The following is a 25,597-nucleotide window of genomic DNA, read 5'->3' as shown; positions in this document are numbered from 1 at the left end:
ATTCACTAACGAATTTCGTTCGGTGCGTCACGTCTTCGCAAGGCTGCGGAGCTTCCTGCCGGCACAGCCTGCATCCAGCGGTCGAATTAACTGCCGGCAAGCGCGCAAAAGCGGGGTGGATCTTCAGGATCCACCCCGCTGGAAACGCTATTTACTTCTCTTCTTCGGGAATCTCGTCGAACAGGTCCCGTCCATCTGACTGGTCCGGGACTTGCAGCGAGCTCAACGACGCCGAACCGAGCTGCGCCGCGGCCTTCTCGCGTCGGCGGCGCACCAGGGTCTGGGTGGAGCCGGCAATGAGCACCAGCAGCAGGAGCACTCCCCCGCCCACGATGAGCACCGGCTGCAGCGCCGGCGCCGAGTCGTCCGGAAGGATCGGCTTGGGCGCAGCGACCTGCTTGAGGTCCGATTTCTCCATCGAAACACCCGGAGCCGGGGTATCGGTGGTCTTCTCGGTGTTGCGGCGATGCACGCGGATCCACTCGCTGATCGTGCCCAACGGGTTTTCCGAAACTGCAGGGACGGTCGCCGTCACCGCAGCCTGGGCATCGATGATTCCGTAGCCGTAGAGGTTGTCCACGCCGGGTGCGCCGGTGTCCTTGGCAGTCTTCAGGATGCGGTTGATGACCTCGGGAGCCTTCATCTCCGGGTACTGCGAGCGGATCAGCGCTGCCACGCCGGCCACCAGCGGGGCCGCGCCGGAGGTGCCCGACCAGCGTGCGTAGCCGTCATCCGGCAAGCCGCCGACCAATTGCTCGGCAGGGGCCGCCACGCCGATGGAGATGCCTTCGGTCGAGGAATCCTGCGACGCCTTGCCGCTGGTATCGACGCCGGCCACGGTCAGCACCCCGGGAATGGTCGCCGGGGCGCCCACCTGGCTCATGCCGCCCGAACGGTTGCCCGCCGCTGCGACAATGACGACGTCATGGTCTTCTGCATACTTGAAGGCGTCATCCCAGCTTTCCGGCCACGCCGGGCTGGTGGAGCCCAGGGACATGTTGATGACCTTGGCTCCGGAATCCACGGCCCACTTCACCGCGCGGGGAATCTGGGTTTCCACCGGAATCTTCGACGGGTTGCCCTCGCCCATCCACAGCGACACTGACAGCAGATCCGCTGCCGGGGCGACGCCGAGCACGCCGTCCTTGCCGCTCTTCAGCTTGGGAACCTTTTCGTATTCAGGCTCCTCGGGAATGTCCTCGTCTTCTTCCTCGGCGTGCTTCTTGGCCTTTTCCCACGCGGCCTTCAAGCGCTCGTTCTCGGATTTGATCCGCTTGATCTCGCCCTTGTTGTTCCCGCGTCCTGCGAGCAGGGTCGCCACCAGGGTGCCGTGCTCGCTCATTACGCCAATCGGCTTGTTGCCTTTTTCGCCGCCCGAGCCGGACATGTCCGCACCGCCGACCACAGCACCCTTCAGATCCGGATGAGTGGTATCGATGCCGGTGTCGATGACCGCGACCTTGACGCCTTCGCCCTTGGTCGTCTTGTGCGCTTCGGTCACGCCCAGGGAATCGAGCCAGTACTCGGACTCGCGCATGTTGTCGGCGCGGGCCGGAGCGCCCACGCTGAGCAGGGTGGCCGCCAGCAGTGCTGCGACGAGCAGAGAGCTGAGCTTTATCAAGCCCGTTCTATTCCTGGCGCGCAAAGCTGAGCTCAAAACAACTCCTTGGGTCGGTGACTGGATGACAGGTTCAGGCCACGGCAGCTGAAGCCGCGATTCCGTCGAGGATATCGTGTTCCGAGGCAATCAGGACCATTTCGCGGTTTCCGCTGGCCTTTTCGAGGTAATGAAGGATGCGTTGGACAATTGCGGCACCGGCCTGGATCACGTCGACGCGGCCAGGATGCATGAAGCCCAGCGCGGCGCGCTCGTCCCGGGTGTAGGACAGCATGCTTGCGGTCGCCTGGCGCATCTGGGCGAAACTCAGCTGCGCCCCGTGGATCTTCTCGGACTCGTACTGCTTCAGACCCAGGGCCTGGGCGGTGAGCGTGGTGAAGGTGCCGGCAACCATGATCACCGCATCCACCTGCGTCACATCAACGGTTCCGGACAGGGTTTCCAAGGTGCTGTCCATGAATTCCAGCGCCTCATCCGAACGCAGTCCCGTCTGGTGGAAGCGCTCGGTGACGCGTACGCACCCCATGTCCAGGCTCTTGGCCGCCAGCGGACCGGTGGCATCGCCGAGCACGAATTCAGTGGATCCGCCGCCGAGGTCGATCACCAGCGACTTGCCGCTTTGCCCGGCCCGGACCGATGCCGCCCCGGCAAAGGACAGGGAGGCTTCCTCCTCGCCGCTGATCACTTCAGGGGCCACGCCCAGGATCTTGGTGATCCGCTCGGAGAAGACCTCGCGGTTCGATGCATCGCGGGCTGCGGAGGTCGCGGCGAAGCGGATCGCTTCCACGTCGTGCTCATCGCACAGCTTCTTGTACTCGCGGGCGGCTTCGAAGGTGCGCTCCAGGGCTTCGGGGGCGAAGGCGCCGGTCGCGTCGACGCCCTGGCCCAGGCGCACGATGCGCATGGTGCGCAGCACGTCGACCAGCTGGCCATCGGCATCGACGTCGGCAATCAGCAAACGGATGGAGTTGGTTCCGCAGTCAATACCGGCAACGCGCATCAGGCATCACCCTGCTCGGCGGACTCGGCCGCCTGGGCCGCCTCGCGCTCGGCACGCTTGCGGGCACGCTCTGCACGCTTGGCCTCCGGGTCCTGCTGTTCCTGGGTCTTCACGTGGCGCGAGCGGTCACGGCGCGGCGCCTCGGATTCGGTGTCCCACGCGCCAACGCAGTAGCACTTGTCCTTGGTCCACCACTCGGCGATGGCGGCCAGCGCCTCGTCGCCCAGCGGGTTCACGCCCTCGCCAGCTGCCAGCGAGTGGCCTATCAGCACGTGCAGGCACTTGACGCGGGTCGGCATGCCGCCGGCGGAGACGCCGGCGATTTCCGGAACGGCACCGGTGCCCGAGCGCTGGCCTATGGCATCGCGGTTGGCCAGGTACGACTCGTGGGCCGCGGCGTAGGCCTGCGCCAGCTGCGCGTCTTCGCCCAGGCGGTCATTCATCTCGTTCATCAGCCCGGCCGCCTCCAGGCGGGAAACAGCCGAAGTGATCACCGGGTGCGCCAGGTAGTAGGTGGTCGGGAACGGGATGCCCGAGGACAGCCGCGGGGCGGTCGTCGCCACCAGCGGATTGCCGCACACGCAGCGCGCACCAATCTCCACCACATCGCGCACCGGGCGGTTCAGCTGGCGGGACAGGGTGTCCAGGTCGGCTTCGCTCGGTACTCGTCCGGCGGCGTCAAGTGCTTCGCGGATTGGCTGTTCAGTCACGGTTATAGGTCTCTTCGCGTTTAAAGTGGTTAGTCGGTGGCAGAACGTCGAACAGAGTCGAGCAGCGCATCAACCCATGGAAGTTCCTGGCGCACCTCGAAGGTGCTTCCATTGCCGTCGGCGGGCGTCTCTTCATCCTTGGGGCGTTCGCCCACCACCATGTAGAGCTTCTCGCCGGGCATGACCAAGTTTATCCGCTCGCGTGCCTGCTGCTTGATGTACAGCGGGTCATCCCAGCGCGCGATTTCCTCCTTGAGGTCATCGCGCTGCGCCTCCAGCGCTTCGATCGAGGCATGCAGCTCGTTCAGTTCCGCCATCTGCGTGCGGTAGAAATTCACCGTCGGCACCAGCATCACTGCGAAGAAGGCCAGAACCACGATCAGCGCGGCGATGCGGCCGGAAAAACGGTGCGCTGCAACGGGTTCGCCCTCGGGGACCTGGTTCTGGTCCACCGGCTTTTCTCCCGGCTTGCGGCGGACCGCGGCGGAGAACTTCAACCGGTCATCGCGGCGGCGTTCGCTCTGCTTTTCCTTGGCGCGTTCACGCAGCGGCACCTTGGGCTTCTGCGCGTAGTTGCCGGCAAATTTTTTCGGCGCACGTGACGCATCTGACGCTGGGGAGGCACCCTGTTTCGACTTGGCGGCAGCGCTCTTCGGCTTCGGCGCGGAGGAGGCGTCCTTCACCCGGCGGGGTTTCGCGGGAGCCTGCTTGGCCGCCGGCTGCGGCTCGACAATGCGCAAGGCGTCGGTTGGCGGTTCAGCCTGGAAATCCGCGCCGGCGTGTTTTGTCTGGTCAACCGGGGTTGCTGTGGCGTCTTTAGCCGGATCCGGAGTATTACGGCGAGGCATTCGCGGTGGTCGCTGAGCCATACTCCCCCAATTCCCATGGTGCTTGTCGTGCGGTCTTGCCGTGGACTTGGCAAGATAATTCCATTAAATAACGAAAAGCCCGCCGGTATCCACTACCGACGAGCTTATTCGCTATTGCTGAATATTAGCTGTTGAAACGCGGGAACGCGCTGCGGCCAGCGTAGACCGCCGAGGCGCCCAGGTCCTCTTCGATGCGCAGCAGCTGGTTGTACTTGGCTACGCGCTCGGAGCGGGCCGGTGCACCGGTCTTGATCTGCCCGGCGTTGGTTGCCACGCAGATGTCAGCGATGGTGACATCCTCGGTCTCGCCCGAACGGTGCGAGGTGATGGTGGTGTAGCCGGCACGCTGCGCCATGGTCACCGCATCGATGGTCTCGGTCAGGGTGCCGATCTGGTTGACCTTCACCAGCAGCGAGTTGGCGGTGCCCTTGGCGATGCCGTCGGCCAGGCGCTGCGGGTTGGTGACGAACAGGTCGTCGCCCACCAGCTGCACCTTGTCGCCGATGGCGTCGGTCAGGGTCTTCCAGCCATCCCAGTCGTCCTCGTCCAGCGGATCCTCGATGGACACCAGCGGGAAGTCGGCCACCAGGCCGGCGTAGTAGTCGCTCATGTCCTTGGCGGACAGCGCCTTGCCTTCGAACTGGTAGGCGCCGTTCTCGTAGAACTCGGAGGAGGCGACGTCCAGCGCCAGGGCGATATCCTGGCCCGGGGTGTAGCCGGCGCGCTTGATCGCTTCGGTGATCAGTTCCAGTGCCGCGCGGTTGCTTGGCAGGTTCGGGGCGAAGCCGCCCTCGTCGCCCAGGCCGGTGGACAGGTTCTTTTCCTTCAGCACGGACTTGAGGCTGTGGTAGACCTCGACGCCCCAGCGCAGGCCCTCGGAGAAGGTCGGTGCGCCGATCGGGGCGATCATGAATTCCTGGATGTCCACGTCGGAGTCGGCGTGGGAGCCGCCGTTGAGGATGTTCATCAGCGGCACTGGCAGCACGTGCGCGTTGGGGCCGCCCAGGTACTTGAACAGCGGCAGGTTGGAGCTGGTTGCCGCAGCGTTGGCGACGGCCAGGGAGACGCCGAGGATGGCGTTGGCGCCGAGCTTGGACTTGTTCGCGGTGCCGTCCAGCTCGATCATGGCGGCGTCGATGGAGCGCTGGTCGGTGGCGTCCAGGCCCTCCAGCTCGTCGGCGATCTCGTCGATGACGGACTCTACAGCGCCCAGTACGCCCTTGCCGAGGTAGCGGTCCTTGTCGCCGTCGCGGCGCTCCGCTGCTTCGAAGGCGCCGGTGGATGCACCGGAAGGAACAGCAGCACGGCCGTGCGAGCCGTCGGAAAGCAGGACCTCGACCTCAACGGTCGGATTGCCGCGGGAATCGAGGATTTCGCGCGCGTGGATGGCGTCAATCAATGCCATGAGTATGGACTCCTTGTAGAAAGGGGTGGTCTTGGGGCAGGTCAACCAGCGGTCGCTGATTAGACCGTCGGCGCCATTGCCTGTCTCTAGCCTAGCGCTTCGATGGTGATTTACGCGATGTTATGTCATCCAGTTCCGCGCCGTACTGCTGGCTCAAGGCCGAGCGCAGCACCGACTCTGCGTCCAGGCCCAGCTCCTCGGCCCGCGCAGACAGGGCCATCAATTCATTGGCCAAGGACTGCTCATCGGTGATCCGCTGGCGAACCTGCTCTGTGGCAAGCCCGCCTGCAGGCTGTAACGATCCGGCCCTGGCATGGCGATCAAGCAATTTCTGGGCGAGCGCCAGGGAAGGCAGCCCGGCGGGCAGTCCCGCATTCTTCCGCTTCTTCGGCTGCCCGGCGCGCTCGGCCTGCTTCGCCGCATCCCAAACCCGGATGATTTCATCGATGTCAGTGATGATGTCTTCGCGGACCTGCCCCTGCTCGTCGAAGATATGCCGGTTGCGGCGCAGCAGCTTCGCATTCAGGGTTTCGGCAACGTCCTCCAGGCCGAAGTGCCCGTGCTCCTCGGCGATCAGCGAGTGCAGCAGGATCTGGAAGTACAAGTCCCCCAGCTCCTCCTTGAGCAAGGCCGGGTTCTGCTCCGCGATGGCGTCGAGGACCTCATAGCTTTCCTCGATCAGGTAGGTGCGCAGGGACTCGTGGGTCAGCGCCTTGGTCCACGCGCATCTGCTGCGCAGGGTCCGGACGGTGGCGGCGAGCTGTTCGAGTTGCGTTCTGTTCTCCGGCATATGGCCATGCTATCGAAGCGGGTGTTCAGCTGGCGGCCGATTCGGTCCCAATCACTGCCTATTCGGGCTAGCATGGCCGTAGTTCATCCCGACGACGCGAAGGATTGCCAATGACCATCCAAGATACCGCCCGGCTCGAATTCCTGGAGCAGGTTCCAGCCAAGCTCTTCATCGGCGGCCGGTGGGTTGAAGGGCGCTCCGAACACGTGTTGCGCACGGCCAACCCGTTCGATGACTCGCTGCTGGCCGAGATCCGCCAGGCCTCGACCGACGACGTCGACGCCGCCTACCAGGCCGCCGAGCAGGCCCAGGCCGGCTGGGCGGCGCTCTCCCCCGGCAAGCGTTCCAAGATCATGGGCCAGGCCGCAGACTACCTGCAAGCGAACTTCAAGGACATCCTGGCGCTGCTGATTGCCGAGTCCGGTTCCACCCATCTGAAGGCGAACATCGAATTGGGCGGCACCATCGCCGCCATCCGCGAAGCCGCCACCTTCCCCGCCCGGGTGCACGGCAAGATCCTTCCCTCGAATGCCGAAGGCAAGGAGAACCGGGTCTACCGCGAACCGGTCGGCGTGGTGGGCATCATCAGTCCCTGGAACTTCCCGATGCTGCTCTCCGCCCGATCCGTGGCTCCCGCCCTGGCACTGGGCAACGCGGTAGTACTCAAGCCTGCCTCGGACACCCCATTGGTTGGCGCCCTGGTCCTGGCCAAGGCGTTCTCCGCGGCTGGCCTGCCCGAGGGCGTACTGAACGCGGTGGTCGGTTCCGGTTCGGAAATCGGCGACTACTTCGTGGCGCACAAGACCCCGTCGCTGGTGTCCTTCACCGGATCGACCCCGGTAGGCAAAAACGTCGGCAAGATCGCGGTCAGCGGCGAGCACATGAAGCGCGTGGCGCTGGAACTTGGCGGCAACGCGCCCTTCGTGGTGCTGGAAGATGCCGACCTCGATGAAGCGGCCAAGGCCGCGACCCTGGGCAAGTTCCTGCACCAGGGGCAGATCTGCATGGCAATCAACCGCATCATCGTCCAGGCCCCGGTCTACGAGGCGTTCATCGAGAAGTTCATCGAGCAGGTCAGCAAGCTCGGCTATGGCGATGCCGCGGATCCGGCCAACCTCGTGGGACCGATCATCAATGATGCGCAGCTTGAGTCGGTCAGCGGCAAGATCGCCACCGCCCGCGAGCAGGGTGCGCGCGAAGTCCTCGCCGGCTCGATTACTGGCCGGGTGGTCTCTCCCCACGTCTTCGCCGATGTCACCAGGGGCATGGAACTGTTCCGCGAGGAGATTTTCGGTCCGGTCGTGGGCATCGCCAAGGCCGACTCCGAAGAGCATGCGCTTCAACTGGCCAATGACACCGAATTCGGCTTGTCTTCGGCAGTGTTCACGCAGAACCTGGAGAAGGGCGTCGCCTTCGCCCGCGGCATCAAGGCCGGAATGACCCACGTCAATGACATCACGGTCAACGACGAACCGCATGTGATGTTCGGCGGCGAGAAGAATTCGGGGCTGGGCCGCTTCAACGGCGAATGGGCCATCGAGGAGTTCACCACCGACCACTGGGTCGGCGTGCAGTCCACCAAGAAGCAGTACCCGTTCTAGGCATCCTCCCGGATGCAGCGAAGCCGCCCGTGCACTGCACGGGCGGCTTCGCTGTTTGGGAATTGAATCCCGGGAACTAGTCGGCGACGTTCTCGTATTCGTCTTCGTCGTAGTCTTCCTCGTCATCCAGCAGGTTGTCGTAGTAGTCGTTGATGTACTCGACCAGCAGCTCGCGCATTTCGAGCGGAACGAAGGCGGCCTCGGCTGCATTCAGCGTCAAATCCAGCAGGTCTTCCAGGTCGTAGTCGAAGGCTTCGACCAGCAACTCGAACTCGTCGGACAAGCTGGTGCCGGACATCAGGCGGTTATCCGGCGAGATGGTGACATTGAAACCGGTCTGGACCAGCAAGTCGATTGGGTGGTTCTCGATGCCTTCGCCGAACTTGGCGGTGGCGCCGGTCTGCAGGTTCGAAGACGGGCAGACTTCCAGCGGGATGCCGCGTTCGCGAACCCAGTTCGCGACCGGGCCCAGGGAGACCAGGCCGGTATCGTCGCTGAGTTCTTCGCCGTTCTCGTCGATGGCGCCGAACTCGATTTCGATGTCCTCGGCAACGCGGACGCCGTGGCCCAGGCGCTGGGCGCGGCCGACCAGGATGGCTTCCTTGATGGAGTCCAGCCCGGCTGCTTCGCCGGCGTGCACGGTGGTCGGGAAGAGGTTCTCGGCCAGCAGGTCGAAGGCTTCCTTCATTGCCGATGGCGGGAACCCGTCTTCGGCGCCGGCGATATCGAAACCGACCACGCCGCGGCCGCGGTGGCGCAGGGCCAGCTTGGCGATTTCCACGCCCTGGTCGCCATGGCGCATGGCGGTCAGGATCTGGCCGATCTGCATTGGGTGGCCTTCGGCGTTGAGCTGCTCGCAGGCCTGGTCCAGGCCTTCCTGGATCGCGTCGACGACGTCGTCCAGGCTCAGGCCCTCGCGGCGGTGCTGTTCCGGGGCGTAGCGGACTTCGCCGTAGATGACGCCGTCCTCGGCGAGGTCCTCGACGAATTCGCGGGCTACGCGGATCAGCGCATCGCGGGTCTGCATGACCGCGACGGTGTGCTCGAAGGTTTCCAGGTAGCGTGGCAACGAGCCGGAATCGGCTGATTCACGGAACCATTCGCCCAATGCTTCGGCTTCGGTCTCTGGCAGCTCGTGTCCAATCTCGGCGGCCAGCTCGATGATCGTCTGAGGGCGCAGGCCACCGTCGAGGTGGTCGTGGAGCGAAACTTTAGGCAGATCCCGGAAGTCGAACTCGGGATCGTAGTCAGTATGAATCATTTCTTCAGTCACACCACTGAGCCTAGTCGCATTTTCGCTGAACTGACAGCTCCTGCGGGTAAAGATCTGCAAGCCGCAATGTGACCCTGGTCAATACTGCAGGTTAACCCTCGTCACCGGTTGGCGGCACGGTCTCGCGGACCCGTTCTTCCGCGTGTTCTTCGCGCTTCTCGGCACGGCGATGCAGGCGCCCCAGCACCCAGCTGACGATCCGGTCGATGACGAAGCCGAGCACCACGGCAATGACAATCGAGACGATGATTCCCAGCAGCTTGTTGTCGTGCATCCAGTTGCCGGCCAGTGCGCCGATGCTGATGGAATAGGTGGCCCAGGTCAGCACACCGATGGTGTCGAAGAGGGTGAAGCGCTTGTGGCTGAACCCGGTGGCGCCGGCGGTCAGGTTGACGGCCACACGGCCAATGGGGATGTACCGGGCGGTGAAAATCAGCAGTGCTCCGGAGGTTTCAAGTTTTTTCTCGGCATAGGCCAGCACCCGCTGCGCGCGTTGCCCGCGCATCCATTTGAACCCCCGGGATCCGATTTTCCGCCCGATGGCGTAGGTGATCTGGTCGCCGATCAAGGCACCGCCGGCACCCAGCAGGCCGATCAGCACGAGGTTGGGAACGCCGGTGTGGACGCCGACCGCGGCCAATGAAACCAAAAATGATTCGCTCGGCACGATTGGGAAAATCGCATCGATCATGCAGAACAGAAACAATAACGGCAGGATCCACCATGCGCTGGCTGCCTGCGCAATTGCTTCATTGACTAATTCCATGCGTGCTTACATCTACTTTCCCAATGCGCTCAATGCGCTGAATTTCTATCCATTTTCGCTCGAGAACTCACCCGTCCGCATCCTGCTTAAGTGGCGTTGTGGACAATTCCCACCCGCTACCTAGGTAGGAGATAACTTGTCCAACGTTTGACTACTCCGTTTTGGTTCCCGGGAAATCTCTGGGAACTTCCATGGGGCATCTCCCGCTGCGCAAGCAACGAAAGAGCCGGGAAACACTGCACAGTGTTTCCCGGCTCCTTGCCATGGATTCTTGTCCGCCTACTTGGCCGCGATGCGATCCAGGATCAGACGAGTGTCCGGACGGTCATCGGCCGAACCGATCATGATGGCCCGCTGGACCAGCTCGATGGCACGCTCCATTTTTTCCGGGGTGTCGGTCAGCAAAGTGGCAATCGGCTCGCCGCGGCGGACCAGGGCACCCGGCTTCACGTGCATGCGCACGCCTGCGCCGGCCTGGACGCTGTCTTCCTTGCGGGCACGTCCCGCACCGAGGGTCCATGCGGCCAAGCCGATGTCCATCGCATCGAGCTTGAGCAGCACGCCCTCGGCCTCAGCCACCACGGTGTGCGACTCCTTGGCTACCGGCAGCTTGGCATCCGGGTCGCCTCCCTGAGCGGCGATCATCCTGCGCCACACATCCATGGCCTTGCCATTTTGCAGCGCGCCGGCGACATCGACGTCCTTGATGCCGGCACCGGCCAGCATCTCGGTGGCCAGGGCCACGGTCAGCTCCACGACATCGCTGGGTCCGCCGCCGGCCAGGACCTCGACGGATTCCTCCACCTCGATGGCGTTGCCTGCGGTCAGGCCCAGCGGGGTTTCCATGTTGGTCAGCAGGGCCACGGTGTTCACCGACGCATCGGTGCCAAGGTTCACCATGGTTTCTGCCAACTCGCGGGCCATGGCCTCGTCCTTCATGAACGCGCCGGAACCGACCTTCACATCCAGCACCAGGGTGCCGGTGCCTTCGGCGATCTTCTTGCTCATGATCGAGGATGCGATCAGCGGGATGGCTTCCACGGTGGCGGTGACGTCGCGCAGGGCATAGAGCTTCTTGTCCGCCGGAGCCAGCCCGGTGCCGGCGGCGCAGATGACCGCGCCGACTGTGGACAGCTGGGAGAACAGCTCTTCGTTGGACAGATCCGCCTTCCAGCCGGGGATGGCTTCGAGCTTGTCCAGCGTGCCTCCGGTGTGGCCCAGCCCGCGTCCGGAAAGCTGCGGGACGGCCACGCCGAAGCTGGCGACCAGCGGAGCCAGCGGCAAGGTGATCTTGTCCCCCACCCCGCCGGTGGAGTGCTTGTCGGTGGTGGCCAGCTTCTTGCCCGACGGGTCGGTGAGGGCGGAGAAGTCCATGCGTTCGCCGGAATTGATCATCGCGGCGGTCCAGCGTGAGATCTCGTTGCGGTTCATGCCCTGGAAGTAGATGGCCATGTTCAGCGCGGACATCTGCTCTTCGGCGATGACCCCGCGGGTGTAGGCATCGATGGTCCAGTCGATCATCTCGTTGCTCAGTTCGCCGCCATCGCGCTTTGCGCGGATGACTTCGACGGCACTGAATTGCTCGGCAGCCATGTAAGGCACCTTCCGTTCTGCTGTTGGCCGGTGTGCTCCGGCGCTAGGCGTTGAGGTTGTTCGGCCCGAACGCGTCAGGCAAGAGGTCGTCGATGCCGAGAATTCCGCGGGCGGTCTTGATCTTCATATCCGCCCCGCGGTGCTCGAAGAGCAGCTGGCGGCAGCGGCCGCACGGGGTGATCAGCTCCAGCTCGCCGTCGCGCAGCTGGCCGAAGCACAGGAAGTATTCAAGGGTGCCCCCGCCGGTAGCGAAGAGCTGGCCCACCATGGCGCATTCGGCACACAGGGTGACCCCGTAGGCGGCATTCTCGATATTGCATCCGGAAACCAAGCGGCCGTCGCTGGCCAGGGCCGCGGCGCCCACCCGGAATGCCGAGTAGGGCGCGTAGGCCTGGGACAGCGCGGCCGCGGCCGCTGCTTCGAGCTGCGGCCACGGCGCGTTGTTGCTATCCATGGGTAATCGCTATTCCTTCACATACGGTTCGCCGGCGGCGGCAGGTCCGCGGGAGCGGCCCACCAGGCCGGCCACCGCGAAGATGGTAACCAGGTACGGCAGCATGGCCATGAACTGGCTCGGTACCGGGGTGCCGATGATGGTCAGGATGACCTGCAGGTTGTCGGCGAAGCCGAAGAGCAGGGCGGCCAGGAAGGCGCCGATCGGGTTCCACCGGCCGAAGATCACTGCGGCCAGGGCGATGAAGCCGCGTCCGCCGGAGATTTCCTTCGTGAAGGAGTCGATGGCCACCAGGGTGAAGAAGGAACCGCCGATGCCCGCCACGATGCCGCCGAGGGTGACGTTCCAGAAGCGGATCGAGTTGACCTTGATGCCCAGGGTGTCGGCGGCCTTCGGGTGCTCGCCTACGGCGCGCACGCGCAGGCCCCACTTGGTCTTGAACAGGCCGAACCAGACCAGGAACACTGCCAGGTACATCAGGTAGCCGATGACCGACTGCTTGAACAGGATCGGTCCGATGACCGGGATGGCCGAAAGCAGCGGGATCTCGACCACCGGCAGGTGCACCGGCGAGTTGAACAGCTCCGGGTCTTCCTGCATCACGGTGGTGAACAGGAAGCCGGTGATGCCGGAGACCAGCACATTGAGCACCACGCCGACGATGATCTGGTTGACCACGTACTTGATGGAGAACAGTGCCAGCACCAGGGACACCACGGCGCCGGCCAGGCCGGCGGCGATCAGGCCAGCGAAGGCGTTCTGCGTCACCGAGGCGACGATGGCCGCGGTGAATGCGCCGCCCAGCAGCTGGCCCTCGATGGCGATGTTGACCACGCCGGCGCGTTCGGAGAGCACGCCGGACAGGGAGCCGAAGACCAGCGGCACGGCCAGCACCACGCCGCCGGCCAGCAGGCTGGCCAGCGAGATGCTGTTGATGTTGGCGCCGGAGACCACCCACACCAGGAAGCCGAGCACGAAGAGGATGGCCGCGACGGCGATCATCCAGGTGGCCAGCGCCTTGCCCTGCTTGCGCTGCATCCACGAGTAGGCGGCGATGGCCAGCAGCAGCACGCCGAACACGATGTTGGTGATCCGGCCCGGGAAGACCAGTTCCGGCAGCTCGAAGGCGTCGCCGGCGCTGTTCAGCGTGAAGTGCGCTGCCTGGTCGTTGCCCAGCAGGCCGAAGCTGAAGAAGGTGATCACGGCGATCACCGTCAGGATGATCGGGGTCTTCTTGCTCGGCAAGACGTTGATTGCTGGTTGCAAGGTGGTTGCGGTCACTTGGCACCTGCCTTAGTAGGTTCGAGCTTGGAGCTGCGCTTCTTCTTGCGGTTCATGCCGAAGATGGCCTTCACCAGCGGAGGTGCGGCGATGAACAGCACGATCAGCGACTGCACCACCGACACGATGTCGATCGGGGTGCCGGTGGTGATCTGCATGTTCACCGCACCGGCCTGGAATGCGCCGAAGAGCAGGCCGGCGAAGAAGGTGCCCCATGGGGTGGAGCGGCCCAGCAGGGCCACGGTGATCGCGTCGAAGCCCAGCGAGCCGGCAATGCCGCCGGTGAGCACCTTTTCGGTGCCCGCCACCTGGGCCACGCCGGCGGCGCCGGCCAGGGCGCCGGCCAGCGCCATCGCGATGATGGTGGTGCGCGCGACGTTGATGCCGGCGGTCTGCGCGGCCTCGGGGTTATGCCCCACGGCACGGAATTCGAAGCCCACGGTGGAGCGCTTGAACATCCAAGCCACTGCCAGCACCAGCAGCACCGCCATCACGAAACCCAGGTGCAGGCGCGAGCCGGGAATCGCCGGGAAGATGGCCGAGCTGTCGAGGATCGGCGAGATTGGGTTGGTCTCGCCGGGGCGGCGGAAGGCCTGGGTGTTCATCAGGAAGTCGATCAGGTATACGGCCACGTAGTTGAACATGATCGTGAGGATCACTTCGTGGGCGCCGGTCTTGGCCTTGAGCAGGCCCACCAGTCCGCCCCAGATCGCGCCGCCGAGCAGGCCGAAGACGATGACCAGCAGCAGGTGCAGGCCGATCGGCAGGTGCCAGGCGAAGCCGATGTAGGCGGCCAGCACCGAGCCGATGATGATCTGGCCCTGCGCGCCGATGTTGAACAGGCCGGCGCGGAAAGCCACCGCCACGCCCAAACCGGCGCAGATCAGCGGGGTGGAGACGGTCAGCGTCTCGAGGAACGGCTTGAAGCCCTGCGTGGAGTTGTAGATCGAGCCGTTGAACAGCGCCACATAGCTTTCGGTGGCCGCACGCCAGAATTCGCTGAAGAACGCCGAGGGCTTGGCCAGCAGGTAGCCGGCGGTTTCGCCGACCTTCTCGTCGGTGACCGCGATCAGCAGGCCGCCGATGACCAGCGCGACGATGACGCCGAGGACCGAGACCAGGCCCGGTCCCTGGGTGATCTGGCGCAGCAGGTCGTTGCCCGGCTTGCCGGAGTCGGGAACCACAGGTGCTTTCTCGCTCACTGCGCTTCTCCTTCCTGGTTGTCGTGCTCGCTGGCCGGCTGGGCTTCAACCGGCTCGTTGTCCGCCTTGGCGTATTCGGCCTGGGCGAAGGCCTCTTCCTGCGATACGCCGGCCATCATCAGGCCGAGCACCTCGCGGGAGGTGTCCCCCGGCACGATGCCGTTGATCCGGCCCTTGTAGAGCACGGCGATGCGGTCGGCCAGTTCCATGACCTCGTCCAGCTCGGTGGACACGATCATCACCGGGGTGCCCTTGTCGCGTTCGGCCACGATGCGCCGGTGCAGGAACTCGATGGATCCCACATCCACGCCGCGGGTCGGCTGCGAGGCGATGAACAGCTTCAGATCGCGGCTCAGCTCGCGGGCCATGACGACCTTCTGCTGGTTGCCGCCGGAGAGGCTGGAGGCCGGGTTCAGCGGGTTGTCGGTGCGCACGTCGAAGCCCTCGATCTGCTCCTTGGCGTTCTTCTTGATCGCCTCGAGGTTCATCGAGATGCCCTTGCCGAACGGCGGACGGTCGTAGAGGTCCAGCACCAGGTTCTCCTCGATGGAGAACTGGGTGACCAGCCCGTGCACCGAACGGTCCTCGGGAACGAAGCCCAGGCCCGAACGCAGGATCGACTTCACCGACTTGCCCACCAGCTCTTGGCCGGCCAGCTTGACCGAGCCGCCGGTCACCGGCTGGGTGCCCAGGATCGCTTCGGTCAACTCGGTCTGGCCGTTGCCCTGCACGCCGGCCACTGCAAGGATTTCGCCCTCGTGGATGGTGAAGGACACCGAGTCCAAGGTGGTGGTGCCTGCCGGGTCGACGACGCTCAGGTCGCGCACTTCCAGGGCGGCGGCGCCAGGGGTGGCGGCCGCCTTGTTCAGGTTCAGCTCCACCGCGCGGCCCACCATCAGGTTGGCCAGCTCGGTGGTGGAAGCTTGCGGGGAGACCGAGTCGATGACTTCTCCGCGGCGGATCACGGTGATGACATCGGAGACGGCACGCACTTCGCGCAGCTTGTGCGAGATGAAGACGATGGAGGTGCCGTTGGCCTTGAGCTGGCGCATGATGTCCAGCAGCTCGTCGGTTTCCTGCGGGGTCAGCACGGCGGTCGGCTCATCGAGGATCAGGATGCGCGCATCGCGCACCAGCGCCTTGATGATTTCCACGCGCTGCTGCACGCCCACCGGCAGGTCTTCGACGATCGCGTCGGGATCCACGTCGAAGCCGTAGCGGTCCGAGATTTCGCGGATCTTCTTGCGGGTGACCTGAAGGTCCAGCATGCCGCCAGCCTTGGTGGTCTCGGCGCCCAGCGCAATGTTCTCGGCCACGGTGAAGACCGGGACCAGCATGAAGTGCTGGTGCACCATGCCGATGCCGGCGGCCATGGCGTCGCCCGGTCCGGAGAACTCGACGGGCTTCCCGTCCAGCAAAATTTGGCCCTCGGTCGGCTGGTACAGGCCGTAGAGCACGTTCATAAGCGTGGACTTTCCAGCACCGTTTTCGCCAAGCAGACAGTGAATCTGGGCGTCGTCGACCGTCAGGTCGATATCTTTGTTGGCGTAGAAAGAACCGAAGGCTTTCGAGATTCCTCGTAGTTCGAGTTTCACGATTCCACCATCTTCATTGTTCGTTTGGCGAAGTTCTTGCTTGCAAGTTGTTTTGCCCCTTAGGCAGGCATAAAGCGCGTCACCTGCCCACCGCTGTGCTGCGGCGAGCGGTGACGCGCTCCATGGCTGATTAGCCTAGTCCTACTTGGGGCTGGAGGTCGATTCGATCTTCAGCTCACCGGAGATGATCTGCTGCTTCAGCGCCTCGATCTCCTTCTTGGTGTCCTCGCCGATCTCCTCGTCGAAGTTGTGGAACGGTGCCAGTGCAACGCCCTCGTTCTCCAGGGTGCCGACGTACGGGGTCGAGTCGAAGTTGCCCTCGGCGTCGGTGCGGATGACATCCTCGACTGCGGTGTCCATGGTCTTGACCACCGAGGTCAGCATGACGTCCTTGTAGTCGGGAGCGGTCAGGAAGCCGTCGGAGTCGACCCAGACGAGCTTGGCGTCCTTGCCGCTGTTGTTGGCCTCGACCACGGCAGCGCCAGCGCCCTTGCCCACTGGGCCGGCAACAGGCATGATCACGTCAGCGCCGGAAGCGATGAAGTTCTTGGTGATCTGCTTGCCCTTGTCCTGCTTCTCGAAGTCGCCGGAGAAGGTGCCGTCCTGCTTGTCCTTGTTCCAGCCCAGCAGCTTGACGTCCTTGCCCTTGTCCTCGTTGAACTTGTCAACGCCGTCGGCGAAGCCGTCCATGAAGATGGTCACGGTAGGGATCTTGATGCCGCCGAAGGTGGCAACGGTGCCGGTCTTCGAGGCGGCAGCTGCGGCGTAGCCTGCCAGGTAGGCAGCCTGGGCCGTGTCGTAGATGATCGGCTTGACGTTCTCGATCGGCTTGTCGTACTGGAAGTCGACGATCGCGAAGTGCTTGTCCGGGTTGGCAGCGGCGGCCTCGGCGGTGGCATCGCCCAGCAGGAAGCCGATGGTGACGGTCAGGTCGCAGCCCGCGTTGACCATGCCGTTGAGGTTGGTCGCGAAGTCCGCGTTGGACTTGGATTCCGCGTCCTTGGTCTGGATACCCAGGTCCTTCTCGGCGTTCTTCAGGCCGCGGAAGGAAGATTCGTTGAAGGACTGGTCGTCGAATCCGCCGGAGTCGGACACAATGCAGCCGACGTAGTCCGGGTACTGGCCAGCCGAGCTGCTCTCTTCCGGTGCAGCGCCGCAGGCGCTCAAAGCTAATGCCGAGATGCCGAGCATGGCTGCCGCCACACCGGTCTTGCGCGATACGAAGCGCATCTGTTCCTCCAAAGAATCTTGCGAGATAATGCGGGAGGCAAGACACCTGACCCTCGTGCAAGGCTCCATTGCCTAGGCCTTACGCGAGCACACCAAAAGTCATAGCGTTCCCATCGTTTCCATAGCCTATCGGAGATACGTCACAGGTAAAGACGAGAAAGATTACAAACAGATAACTTGCAGGCCGCAAAACGGCAAGCGCTTAACCTCAAAGCCCAAGTCACTGACCGAATTGTTAAAGTGTCAAAGAATTGTTAAAAATTTTTGGGTTTACTGTGGCCAACGCCCTATTTGGCGTTCGCCTCATGCACGGCCTGCAGGGCGGCAGCCACCATGATGCGCACTCCGACGCCGATGCACGATTCGTCCGGGATGTAGTCCCCGCGGTGCAGGTCGTAGGTCTTGCCGCCCGGGGTGCGGGTTCCCAGCCGCAGCATCGCGCCGGAAACCTTCTGCGTCATCCAGGCGAAGTCCTCCCCGCCCATGGATTGCGGGGTCAGCTCGATCGCGTCGGCGCCGAACTCGCGGCGCGCGGCATCCTCGATCAGCGCGGTCTGAGCCGGGGCGTTGACCACCGGCGGCACCCCGCGGGTGTGCTGCAGCTTGATCTCCACTCCGTAGGGTGCGGCGATCTGGCGCACCGCCGCATCCAGCAGCTCACCGGCCTCGTACCAGACATCCCCATCCAGGCAGCGCATGGTGCCGGCCAGGTAGCCGGTGGCGGGAATCGCGTTGGGCACGCTGCCTGCATGGATCTGCCCCCAGACCACCGAAACCGCCGAGCGCACGTCGACCTTCCGGCCGAGCACGGCTGGCACCTGGGTGGCGATCTGGCTCATGGCGAAGACGATGTCCTCGGTCAGGTGCGGTCGCGAGGTGTGCCCGCCGCGGCCATTGACCTCGATGCGGATGGTGTCGCTGGCCGAGGTGATCGCGCCGATGCGGGTGCCGATATGCCCCGCGTCGATCCGCGGGTCGCAGTGCAGCGCGAGGATCCGAGGCACGCCGTCGAGCAGGCCCTGCCCGATCACCGACAGCGCCCCGCCTGGAAGCTTCTCCTCGGCAGGCTGGAAGATCACCCGCACGCGTCCGTCGAGCTGGCCGGCGGCATGAATCCTGCCCAGCGCCAGCGCCACGCCGAGCATCACGGTGGTGTGGATGTCGTGGCCGCAGGCGTGCGCCACGCCCTCGGTCATCGAGGCGTACTCCAGGCCGGTTTCCTCCACCACCGGCAGCGCGTCGATATCAGCGCGGAACGCAATGCGGATGGGGCCTTCGCCGATGTCCACGAAGGCGCCGGTGTCGGCCATCTTCTGCGGCGACAGGCCGGCGGCGCGCAATGCTTCGAGGATCCGCTCGGTAGTCTGGTGCTCCGCAAAAGACAGCTCCGGGTTGCGATGCAGCTCGCGGCGGAAGCCGATCAGCTGGTCGATGAGCGGCTCGGTGAAGCCGCTGACGGAAGCCAAATTGCCATTTTCATTCACGGTGGACACCTTTTGACGATACTCGGCACGGCGGCGGAAATGACAGTTTTGCGTAATGTTCACGCGCACCGCGCAACAGTCGCATGAAGCAGAACGGCGGCGGGCCCCGGTTCTCCGGTGCCCGCCGCCGCCCTGCGACAGGGCTCTAGTCCTGCTGGATCAGCTCGGCGCAACGCTCGCCGATCATCATCACCGTGATGTTCGGATTAACCGTCACCAGCTCCGGCATCACCGACGCATCAGCCACCCGCAGGCCGCTCACGCCCTTGACCCGCAGCTGCGGATCCAGCGGACTCATCGCATCATCTTCGGCGCCCATGCGCACCGAACCGGCTGGATGGTAGACGGTGTTGTGGGTGCGGCGCAGGTAGTCGAAGATCTGGTCATCGGTTTGCACATCCTTGCCCGGGAACTGCTCCTCGCCGGCCCAATCAGCCATTGGGGACTGGGCGACGATCTCGCGTGCCTTGCGGATGCCGAAAGTCATCACCCTCGCGTCATGGCCTTCAGGGTCGGTGAAGTAGCGCGGATCGACCTTCGGCTTGTCCCGGAAGTCGCAGCTGCGCAAGCGCACGGTGCCGCGCGACTTCGCATGGGTGACATTCGGGGTCAGGCAGAAGGTATTCTCCCCGGTGGGGTAGCCCTGGCGCAGGGTGTGCATGTCGAAAGGCACCTGCCCGTAGTGCATCATCAGATCCGGGCGGTCCAGGCCTTCGCGGGTCGGGGTAAAGATGCCGATCTCCCACCACTGGGTGGAGGATTCGACCATGGGCTTCTTCGCTTCCCACTGGATCACGCCCTCCGGGTGGTCCTGCAGGTGCTCGCCCACGCCCGGGGAGTCGACCAGCACCTGAACGCCGACTTCTTCCAGGTGCTCGGCCGGGCCGATACCCGAAAGCATCAGCAGCTTGGGCGAATCGATGGCGCCGGCCGAGACCACGACCTCGCGGGCCGCGTTCAGGGTCGAGGTGCGCCCGAAGGCTCCGTCCACCACGTCGACGCCAGTGCAGCGCTTGGACGCGTCGAAATTCAGCTTGCGCGCCTGCAGCCCGGTGAGCAGGAAGAAGTTCTCCCGGCCGGTAATCGGGTGGATGTAAGACACCGAGGAGGAGGAGCGTGTGCCATCTGGCAGGCGGTTGATCTGGAAGAAGTTCGCACCGTTGACCACGGTCTGGTCATTGTTGAACTTCGCGCGCGGGATGCCAGCTTGTTCGGCGGCATCCAGGATCGCCACGCCGCAAGGGTCATTGGCCGGCACATTCATCAGCTTCACCGGTCCCGAATCGCCATGGTGCGGCGCCTGCGGGCCGGCATCCTCATTGGTTTCCAGCTTCTTGTACAGGCGGTAAGCCATCTGCGAGTTCCAGCCGGTGGCACCGAACTTGGACTCCCATTCGTCGATGTCCTCGCGCGGCGCCCAGAAAGCGATGCAGGAGTTGTGGCTGGAGCACCCGCCCATCACCTTGGCCCGCGCATGGCGCATGAACGAGTTGCCGTTCTCCTGCTCCTCGATCGGGTAGTCCCAGTCAAGGCCGGATTCGAGCAGTTCCATCCAGCGGTCAAGCTGCAGGACCTCATCATAGCCGCGGTCATCGGGACCGGCTTCCACCAGCGCCACCGTCACCGAGGGGTCTTCGCTCAGCCGGGAGGCTACCGCCGCGCCGGCGGAGCCGCCGCCGATAACGATGTAGTCGAAATCCTTCTTATGCATGCTCACGCTATGCCCTTTCTCGTTCAGCTTTGCTTCTGTGCGAACCAACCGGTAACCTGCGGGTTCAGATTCTGGTAGACGTGCTTGGCTTCCTGGTATTCGCCCAGGCCGGTCGGGCCCAGTTCGCGGCCCACCCCGGACTGGCCGAAGCCGCCCCATTCAGCCTGCGGCAGGTAGGGGTGGTAGTCGTTGATCCAGATGGTGCCGTGGCGCAGGCGCTTGGCCACGCGCGCGGCCTTTCCAGCATCCTGCGACCAGACAGCTCCAGCCAGGCCGTAGATGGTGTCATTGGCGATGGCCACCGCCTGATCCTCGGTTGAGAAGGTCTCCACGGTGATGGTCGGGCCAAAGGCCTCGTCCTGGGCCACCGACATCGAACCGGTGACCTGGTCGATGACCGTTGGCAGGTAGAAATGGCCGGAGCCCAGGCCGGCGCCGTCCTGTTCGGTGGCCCGGCGTCCGCCGCAGCGCACCCGCGCGCCCTCGGCGATGCCGGCCTGCACATAGGCGTCCACCTTTTCCAGATGGGCTGCCGAGATCAGCGCGCCGGTCTCCGCCTTCTGGTCGAAAGGCCCGCCCAGGGTAATCTTCTGCGCGCGGCGCACCAGCTCGTCGACGAACTTCTCGGCGATCGATTCGTGGATGACTAGGCGCGCGCCGGCGGAGCAGACCTGCCCGGAGTGCACGAACGCCCCATTGAGGGCATTATCCAGCGCAGCGTCGAAGTCCGCATCGGCGAAGACCACATTCGGGTTCTTGCCGCCCAGCTCCAAGGCCACCTTCTTCACCGTGCCAGCGGCAGCGGCGGCGACCTTGCGCCCGGTGACCAGGCCACCGGTAAAGGAGACTAGATCCACGTCCTTGTGCTCCGAGAGCACCGCGCCGGCCTGCGCGCCGGCGCCGGTGACCAGGTTGGCCACGCCAGCTGGCAGCCCAAGGTCCTTGAGGACCTCCATCATCAAGATCGCGGTGGACGGGGTCAATTCGGCCGGCTTGAGCACGAAGGAGCAGCCCGCGGCCAAAGCCGGAGCGATCTTCCATGCCGCCTGCAGCAATGGGTAGTTCCACGGGGTGATCATGGCGGCCACGCCCACCGGCTCGTAGTCGATCCGCGAGATGACATTCGGGTCGTTGGCATCGACTACGCGGCCGGCTTCCTGTCCAGCCAGCTTTCCGAAGTAGCGGAAGCAGGCGATGATGTCGTCCATGTCCAGCTCGGATTCGACCAGGCGTTTGCCGGTGTCCAGGGTTTCGGCCAGCGCGAATTCGGCCTTGCGCGCCACCAGCTGCTCGGCGGCTTTCAGCAGGAAGTCCCCGCGCTGCGCGGCCGGCACGCTGGACCAGATGCCCGAATCGAACGAGCGGCGGGCAGCTTCGATGGCCTTGATCGAATCGGCTTCCCCTGCCTCGGAAACGGTGGCCACCGCTTCCCCATTGGCCGGGCAGTTGATGGTGCGGGTTTCGCCGCTGGCCGCGGGCGTGAAAGCGCCGTCGATGAACAGCGTCGCGCCATGGTGCAGGAGCGGATTCTGGTTGCTCGGAGAACTCATGCTTCCTCTTTCAGGGTTGTTTCGAAATCTGATTCCCAGTCGGTTTTGGATGCGCCGTCGGAATTGATCTGGCTGGGAGCCGCCGATTCGGTTTGCGCTTCCAGGAATTCAAGGTGGGCTTCATACTGGTCCAGCACATCGCAGATCAGCTGTTCCTTGGTGAGCCCCATCAGGTCGTAGCCGTGGCTGCCTTCCTGGGAGAAGACCTCCAGGCGGTAGTACACATCGGTGCCGGCCGAGACGCGGGCGTAGGTGGGCACCGGCAGCTGCACCGGATAGATCTGGTACTTGAAGGGCCGTTCGGCGCCGTTTTCCACCACCAGGTCCAGCGAGTTCAGCTCTAGGTTGGCCACTTGCTCGATATCCAGCGCCACCGTGGCGCCGCGGGCGGTGAATTCCTCGCTGACTTCCTGCAGGGCCGGCAATGCGACCTGCCCCAGGTAGCGCTTGGCCGAGCGGTGCCCAGGATAGGACATGGCCCGGGACAGCCGCTGCTTCCAATTGCGCTTCTCGGCGCCCGATCCCATCCGGCTGGTGAGCACCTTGTGCATGTTGTTGCGGTAGCGATCGGCCAGCGCCGATTCCATGCGCAGGGATTTGAACAGCCCCAGCATGATCAGCAGCAGCACGAAGGAGAAGGGCAGGCCCATGACGACCGTGGCGCCCTGCAGGGTGGAGATCCCATCGACGAAGAGCATGCCCAAGGTCAGCAAGCCGGTGGCCAGCGACCAGAACAATCGCACCGGCTTGGAGCCGTCGGACTGCGGATCCTTCAGGTGCGAGGTGAAGTTGGCCATCACCAGGGCACCGGAGTCGGCGCTGGTCACGTAGAACAGCAATCCGGTGAAGGTGGCGATCGCCGCGGTGATCGGTGCGCCGGGCATCTGGTCCAGCAGCGAGTAGAAGGCCCGTTCCGGGGTGTTCATCGCGACCTCGCCAAAGGCTTGATTGCCCGAGCGGACGATCGCCAACGCGCTGTTGCCGAAGATCGAGATCCACAGCAGGATGAAAGCGAAAGGCACCACCAGCACGCCGGTGACAAACTGGCGGATGGTGCGTCCACGGGAAATGCGGGCCAGGAACAAGCCGACAAACGGCGCCCAGGCGATCCACCAGGCCCAGAAGAACAGTGTCCAGCCGTTGAGCCACTCATCGGGGCGGTCGTAGGCGAAGGTGTCCAGCGCCATCGAAGGGAACATCGACAGGCTGTCGCCGATGTTGTTCACGATGCCGTCGAACAGGTAGGCGGTGGAGCCGGCAATCAGCACGAAGAGCATCAGCGCAACGCACAGCAGCACGTTGAGCTCGGAGAGCCGGCGGATGCCCTTTTCCACACCGGTGAGCACCGAGATGGTCGCCATCACCACGGCGGCGACGATCAGGATGATCTGCCAGGAGCGGTTTTCGGGAATGCCGAACATATAGTTCAGCCCGTAGTTCAGTTGCGCGACGCCGATGCCCAGCGAGGTGGCGATGCCGAAGATCGTGCCGAGCATCGCGGCGATGTCCACGCTGTGCCCCACCCAGCCTTCGGTGCGCTTGCCCAGGATCGGGTAGAGCGCCGAGCGGATGGACAGCGGCAGGTTGTGGCGGTAGGCGAAGTAGCCCAGGGCCAGTCCCACCAGCGCATACAGGCCCCAGCCGAGCAGGCCGTAGTGGAACAGCGTCCAGACCAGCGCCTGGCGGGCCGCCTCGACGGTGGATCCCTCCATGGCCGGCGGAGCCAGGTATTGGGTGACCGGCTCGGCCACCGAGAAGAACATCAGGTCAATGCCGATGCCGGCGGCGAAGAGCATTGCCGCCCAGGTGAAGATGTTGAAGGACGGGCGCGAATGATCCGGGCCCAGCCGGGTTTTGCCCACCTTCGAGATCGCGACGCCGATCACGAAGACGAGCACCGCGACGACCACCAGGGTGTAGTACCAGCCGAAGTTCCGGCCAATCCAGGTTACGGCGGCGCTGATGGCCAGGTTGGCGGAATCGCGGTCGATAATGGCCCACAGGGCGATGGCCAGCACCAGCAGCGCAGAGCCGTAGAAGACTGCCTTGTTGACCCGGGTCTTGCCCGGCGGCGGTAGCGAGCCCGGCGGCGCGGGCTTTGCGGATTCGGACGGTTCGGAACTGATCTTGGCCGTAGTCATGGCTACCAACCTATCAATGCCCGGCAAGGGCGCCAAAGCAGCGCAGGGCAAAACCCCACCTAGAATGCCATATCTGCGCAGGTCAACGGAAGTCCCAGCAAATACTGGGCAGTAACATCCCGCGCTCCCCCAGCAGGGGCGAAGCTGTGCTAGAGCACCTCGGTGGCGCCGTCGGCCTTGAGCTGCTCCACGGTCTGCTTGACCTTCTGAGCATGCTCCTTGGTGGTCACCAGCAACGCGTCGGCGGTATCCACTACCACCACGTCTTCGATACCCACCAGCGCCACCACGCGCGGGCGGTCCGAATAGACGACGCCGGTCGCGCTGTCCGCGTACACGCGCACCGATTCGCCACCGAGGTTGATGATGCCCTCTTCGGCACTGGCCTTGTTCAAGCGGCCGATCGCAGCGAAATCGCCCACGTCATCCCAGTTGAACACGCCAGGGATCACCGCGACGTCCCCGGCCGCGGCGGCCGGCTCGGCCACCGCATAGTCGATGGCGGTCTTGGGCAGATCGGCCCAGACCTCGCGCATCACTTCTTCGCGCTGCCCGGTCTCCCACGCGTCGGCGATCTTCATCAGCCCGGCATGCAGCGCCGGCTCGTTGGCTTCCAGGTGCTCGAGCATCAGGCTCACCGGCGCGACGAACATCCCGGCATTCCACAGGAACCCGCCGGAGGCCAGGTACTTGCGGGCGGTGTCCTCATCGGGCTTCTCCACGAACTGCACCACCCCGCGCGCCGAGGGCGCATTGGGCACCTGCAGCGGCTCGCCGGTCTGGATGTAGCCGAAACCGGTGGACGGGTGCGTCGGATGGATGCCGATGGTCACGATCTTGCCGGTGGCGGCGGTGTGGATCGCTTCGCTCAGCGCTGCCTGGAACACCTCGACCGGCTCGATGACCTGGTCCGCGGCGAATGAGCCCATGATGATGCTCGGGTCGCGGCGGTACAGAATGGCGGCGGCCAGGCCGATGGCGGCGGCCGAGTCGCGCGGCTCCGGCTCGAGGACCAGGTCCTCGTCGCAGAGCTCGGGCAGCTGGGAGACGACGGCTCCGCGGTGCGCACGCCCGGTGACCACCATGATGCGTTCGCCGGCCAGCGGGACCAGGCGGTCATAGGTGGCGCGGATCAGCGTGGAACCGGATCCGGTCAGATCGTGCAAAAACTTCGGAGCGGAGGCCCTTGACAGCGGCCACAATCGGGTGCCGACACCGCCGGCGGGGATCACGCCGTGGAATCGGGCTAATAGGTCTGCATTCACGCATTCCAGACTAATTCATTCGGTGGATAATCCCGTCCATTGAAACCTGTGCAAGAAAT

At 64.4% G+C, this 25,597-nt stretch carries 20 protein-coding genes; 1 reads left to right on the top strand and 19 read right to left on the bottom strand.

Translation table 11 applies throughout. The features are described from left to right. Positions 1-151: 151 nt before the first annotated feature. The 6 genes from ACR9WD_RS03705 to ACR9WD_RS03680 form a co-directional block, all read right to left on the bottom strand. Entirely contained in the window at positions 152-1,537 is a 1,386-nt protein-coding gene (locus ACR9WD_RS03705; protein ID WP_246857171.1) for a S8 family serine peptidase, read from the bottom strand. Between the two features lie 154 nt (positions 1,538-1,691). Then, on the bottom strand, positions 1,692-2,618 hold the full coding sequence (locus ACR9WD_RS03700; RefSeq protein ID WP_190264676.1) for a Ppx/GppA phosphatase family protein: 927 nt from the start codon (positions 2,616-2,618) through the stop codon (positions 1,692-1,694). Continuing rightward, positions 2,618-3,328 (bottom strand): DUF501 domain-containing protein, encoded by a 711-nt coding sequence (locus ACR9WD_RS03695; RefSeq protein WP_434922752.1) that lies wholly within the window; start codon positions 3,326-3,328, stop codon positions 2,618-2,620. The genes ACR9WD_RS03700 and ACR9WD_RS03695 overlap by 1 nt, the downstream gene beginning before the upstream one ends. A gap of 29 nt (positions 3,329-3,357) precedes the next feature. Beyond that, complete coding sequence (locus ACR9WD_RS03690; protein ID WP_434922751.1) at positions 3,358-4,176, bottom strand: septum formation initiator family protein; 819 nt, start codon at positions 4,174-4,176, stop codon at positions 3,358-3,360. A gap of 145 nt (positions 4,177-4,321) precedes the next feature. After that, the gene (gene eno / locus ACR9WD_RS03685) at positions 4,322-5,602 is read right to left on the bottom strand and encodes a phosphopyruvate hydratase (protein ID WP_038989910.1); all 1,281 of its coding nucleotides are present in this window, start codon (positions 5,600-5,602) and stop codon (positions 4,322-4,324) included. 91 nt (positions 5,603-5,693) lie between these two features. Further along, positions 5,694-6,392: a MazG nucleotide pyrophosphohydrolase domain-containing protein gene (locus ACR9WD_RS03680; protein WP_434922750.1), complete on the bottom strand. Its 699-nt coding sequence runs from the start codon at positions 6,390-6,392 to the stop codon at positions 5,694-5,696. A 110-nt stretch (positions 6,393-6,502) separates the two neighbouring features. Between ACR9WD_RS03680 and ACR9WD_RS03675 the strand changes: the two genes are divergently transcribed. Continuing rightward, the gene (locus ACR9WD_RS03675; protein WP_434922749.1) at positions 6,503-7,993 is read left to right on the top strand and encodes an aldehyde dehydrogenase family protein; all 1,491 of its coding nucleotides are present in this window, start codon (positions 6,503-6,505) and stop codon (positions 7,991-7,993) included. Positions 7,994-8,069: 76 nt separating this feature from the next. On the opposite strand, the gene ACR9WD_RS03670 is transcribed toward ACR9WD_RS03675, so the two are convergent. The 13 genes from ACR9WD_RS03670 to ACR9WD_RS03610 all read right to left on the bottom strand — a co-directional run bounded on the left by ACR9WD_RS03670 (position 8,070) and on the right by ACR9WD_RS03610 (position 25,538). Next, entirely contained in the window at positions 8,070-9,254 is a 1,185-nt protein-coding gene (locus ACR9WD_RS03670; protein WP_152331635.1) for an adenosine deaminase, read from the bottom strand. A gap of 103 nt (positions 9,255-9,357) precedes the next feature. Further along, complete coding sequence (locus ACR9WD_RS03665; protein WP_038989915.1) at positions 9,358-10,032, bottom strand: DedA family protein; 675 nt, start codon at positions 10,030-10,032, stop codon at positions 9,358-9,360. Between the two features lie 279 nt (positions 10,033-10,311). Further along, positions 10,312-11,625, bottom strand: coding sequence for a thymidine phosphorylase (locus ACR9WD_RS03660; protein ID WP_434922748.1), 1,314 nt, complete (start codon positions 11,623-11,625; stop codon positions 10,312-10,314). Positions 11,626-11,668: 43 nt separating this feature from the next. Beyond that, a complete protein-coding gene (locus tag ACR9WD_RS03655; RefSeq protein ID WP_434922747.1) occupies positions 11,669-12,079 on the bottom strand; it encodes a cytidine deaminase in 411 nt (136 codons plus the stop codon). 9 nt (positions 12,080-12,088) lie between these two features. Next, positions 12,089-13,360: an ABC transporter permease gene (locus ACR9WD_RS03650; RefSeq protein WP_052253532.1), complete on the bottom strand. Its 1,272-nt coding sequence runs from the start codon at positions 13,358-13,360 to the stop codon at positions 12,089-12,091. After that, positions 13,357-14,562, bottom strand: a complete 1,206-nt coding sequence (locus tag ACR9WD_RS03645; RefSeq protein ID WP_073706599.1) for an ABC transporter permease — start codon at positions 14,560-14,562, stop codon at positions 13,357-13,359. Before ACR9WD_RS03645 ends, ACR9WD_RS03650 begins: the two co-directional genes overlap by 4 nt. Continuing rightward, positions 14,559-16,157 (bottom strand): ABC transporter ATP-binding protein, encoded by a 1,599-nt coding sequence (locus tag ACR9WD_RS03640; protein ID WP_434922746.1) that lies wholly within the window; start codon positions 16,155-16,157, stop codon positions 14,559-14,561. The genes ACR9WD_RS03645 and ACR9WD_RS03640 overlap by 4 nt, the downstream gene beginning before the upstream one ends. Positions 16,158-16,298: 141 nt before the next feature. Then, on the bottom strand, positions 16,299-17,387 hold the full coding sequence (locus ACR9WD_RS03635; protein ID WP_434922745.1) for a BMP family lipoprotein: 1,089 nt from the start codon (positions 17,385-17,387) through the stop codon (positions 16,299-16,301). Positions 17,388-17,674: 287 nt separating this feature from the next. After that, the gene (locus ACR9WD_RS03630; protein ID WP_073706597.1) at positions 17,675-18,871 is read right to left on the bottom strand and encodes an amidohydrolase; all 1,197 of its coding nucleotides are present in this window, start codon (positions 18,869-18,871) and stop codon (positions 17,675-17,677) included. Positions 18,872-19,016: 145 nt separating this feature from the next. Further along, entirely contained in the window at positions 19,017-20,582 is a 1,566-nt protein-coding gene (locus ACR9WD_RS03625) for a GMC family oxidoreductase (protein ID WP_073706596.1), read from the bottom strand. 23 nt (positions 20,583-20,605) lie between these two features. Then, on the bottom strand, positions 20,606-22,132 hold the full coding sequence (locus ACR9WD_RS03620) for an aldehyde dehydrogenase family protein (protein ID WP_190264670.1): 1,527 nt from the start codon (positions 22,130-22,132) through the stop codon (positions 20,606-20,608). Next, entirely contained in the window at positions 22,129-24,273 is a 2,145-nt protein-coding gene (betT, locus tag ACR9WD_RS03615) for a choline BCCT transporter BetT (protein WP_223308890.1), read from the bottom strand. The genes ACR9WD_RS03620 and betT overlap by 4 nt, the downstream gene beginning before the upstream one ends. Before the next feature lie 149 nt (positions 24,274-24,422). Beyond that, positions 24,423-25,538: a mannose-1-phosphate guanylyltransferase gene (locus tag ACR9WD_RS03610; RefSeq protein WP_434922744.1), complete on the bottom strand. Its 1,116-nt coding sequence runs from the start codon at positions 25,536-25,538 to the stop codon at positions 24,423-24,425. Between the last annotated feature and the right edge of the window lie 59 nt (positions 25,539-25,597).

Origin of the sequence: Glutamicibacter sp. PAEs-4, assembly GCF_051161755.1 — a bacterium.
Lineage (GTDB): Bacteria > Actinomycetota > Actinomycetes > Actinomycetales > Micrococcaceae > Glutamicibacter > Glutamicibacter nicotianae.
Note: the sequence above shows the minus strand (reverse complement) of the source record. Positions and strands in the feature narration are given on the sequence as shown.

Bases quoted from the DNA above. Each gene is read 5' to 3' on its own strand.
- ACR9WD_RS03705 (WP_246857171.1), bottom strand. From the start codon at position 1,537: ATGCGCGAGTCCGAGTACTGGCTCGATTCCCTGGGCGTGACCGAAGCG.
- ACR9WD_RS03700 (WP_190264676.1), bottom strand. From the start codon at position 2,618: ATGCGCGTTGCCGGTATTGACTGCGGAACCAACTCCATCCGTTTGCTG.
- ACR9WD_RS03690 (WP_434922751.1), bottom strand. From the start codon at position 4,176: ATGCCTCGCCGTAATACTCCGGATCCGGCTAAAGACGCCACAGCAACC.
- eno (WP_038989910.1), bottom strand. From the start codon at position 5,602: ATGGCATTGATTGACGCCATCCACGCGCGCGAAATCCTCGATTCCCGC.
- ACR9WD_RS03680 (WP_434922750.1), bottom strand. From the start codon at position 6,392: ATGCCGGAGAACAGAACGCAACTCGAACAGCTCGCCGCCACCGTCCGG.
- ACR9WD_RS03675 (WP_434922749.1), top strand. From the start codon at position 6,503: ATGACCATCCAAGATACCGCCCGGCTCGAATTCCTGGAGCAGGTTCCA.
- ACR9WD_RS03670 (WP_152331635.1), bottom strand. From the start codon at position 9,254: ATGATTCATACTGACTACGATCCCGAGTTCGACTTCCGGGATCTGCCT.
- ACR9WD_RS03665 (WP_038989915.1), bottom strand. From the start codon at position 10,032: ATGGAATTAGTCAATGAAGCAATTGCGCAGGCAGCCAGCGCATGGTGG.
- ACR9WD_RS03660 (WP_434922748.1), bottom strand. From the start codon at position 11,625: ATGGCTGCCGAGCAATTCAGTGCCGTCGAAGTCATCCGCGCAAAGCGC.
- ACR9WD_RS03655 (WP_434922747.1), bottom strand. From the start codon at position 12,079: ATGGATAGCAACAACGCGCCGTGGCCGCAGCTCGAAGCAGCGGCCGCG.
- ACR9WD_RS03635 (WP_434922745.1), bottom strand. From the start codon at position 17,387: ATGCGCTTCGTATCGCGCAAGACCGGTGTGGCGGCAGCCATGCTCGGC.
- ACR9WD_RS03625 (WP_073706596.1), bottom strand. From the start codon at position 20,582: ATGCATAAGAAGGATTTCGACTACATCGTTATCGGCGGCGGCTCCGCC.
- ACR9WD_RS03620 (WP_190264670.1), bottom strand. From the start codon at position 22,132: ATGAGTTCTCCGAGCAACCAGAATCCGCTCCTGCACCATGGCGCGACG.
- betT (WP_223308890.1), bottom strand. From the start codon at position 24,273: ATGACTACGGCCAAGATCAGTTCCGAACCGTCCGAATCCGCAAAGCCC.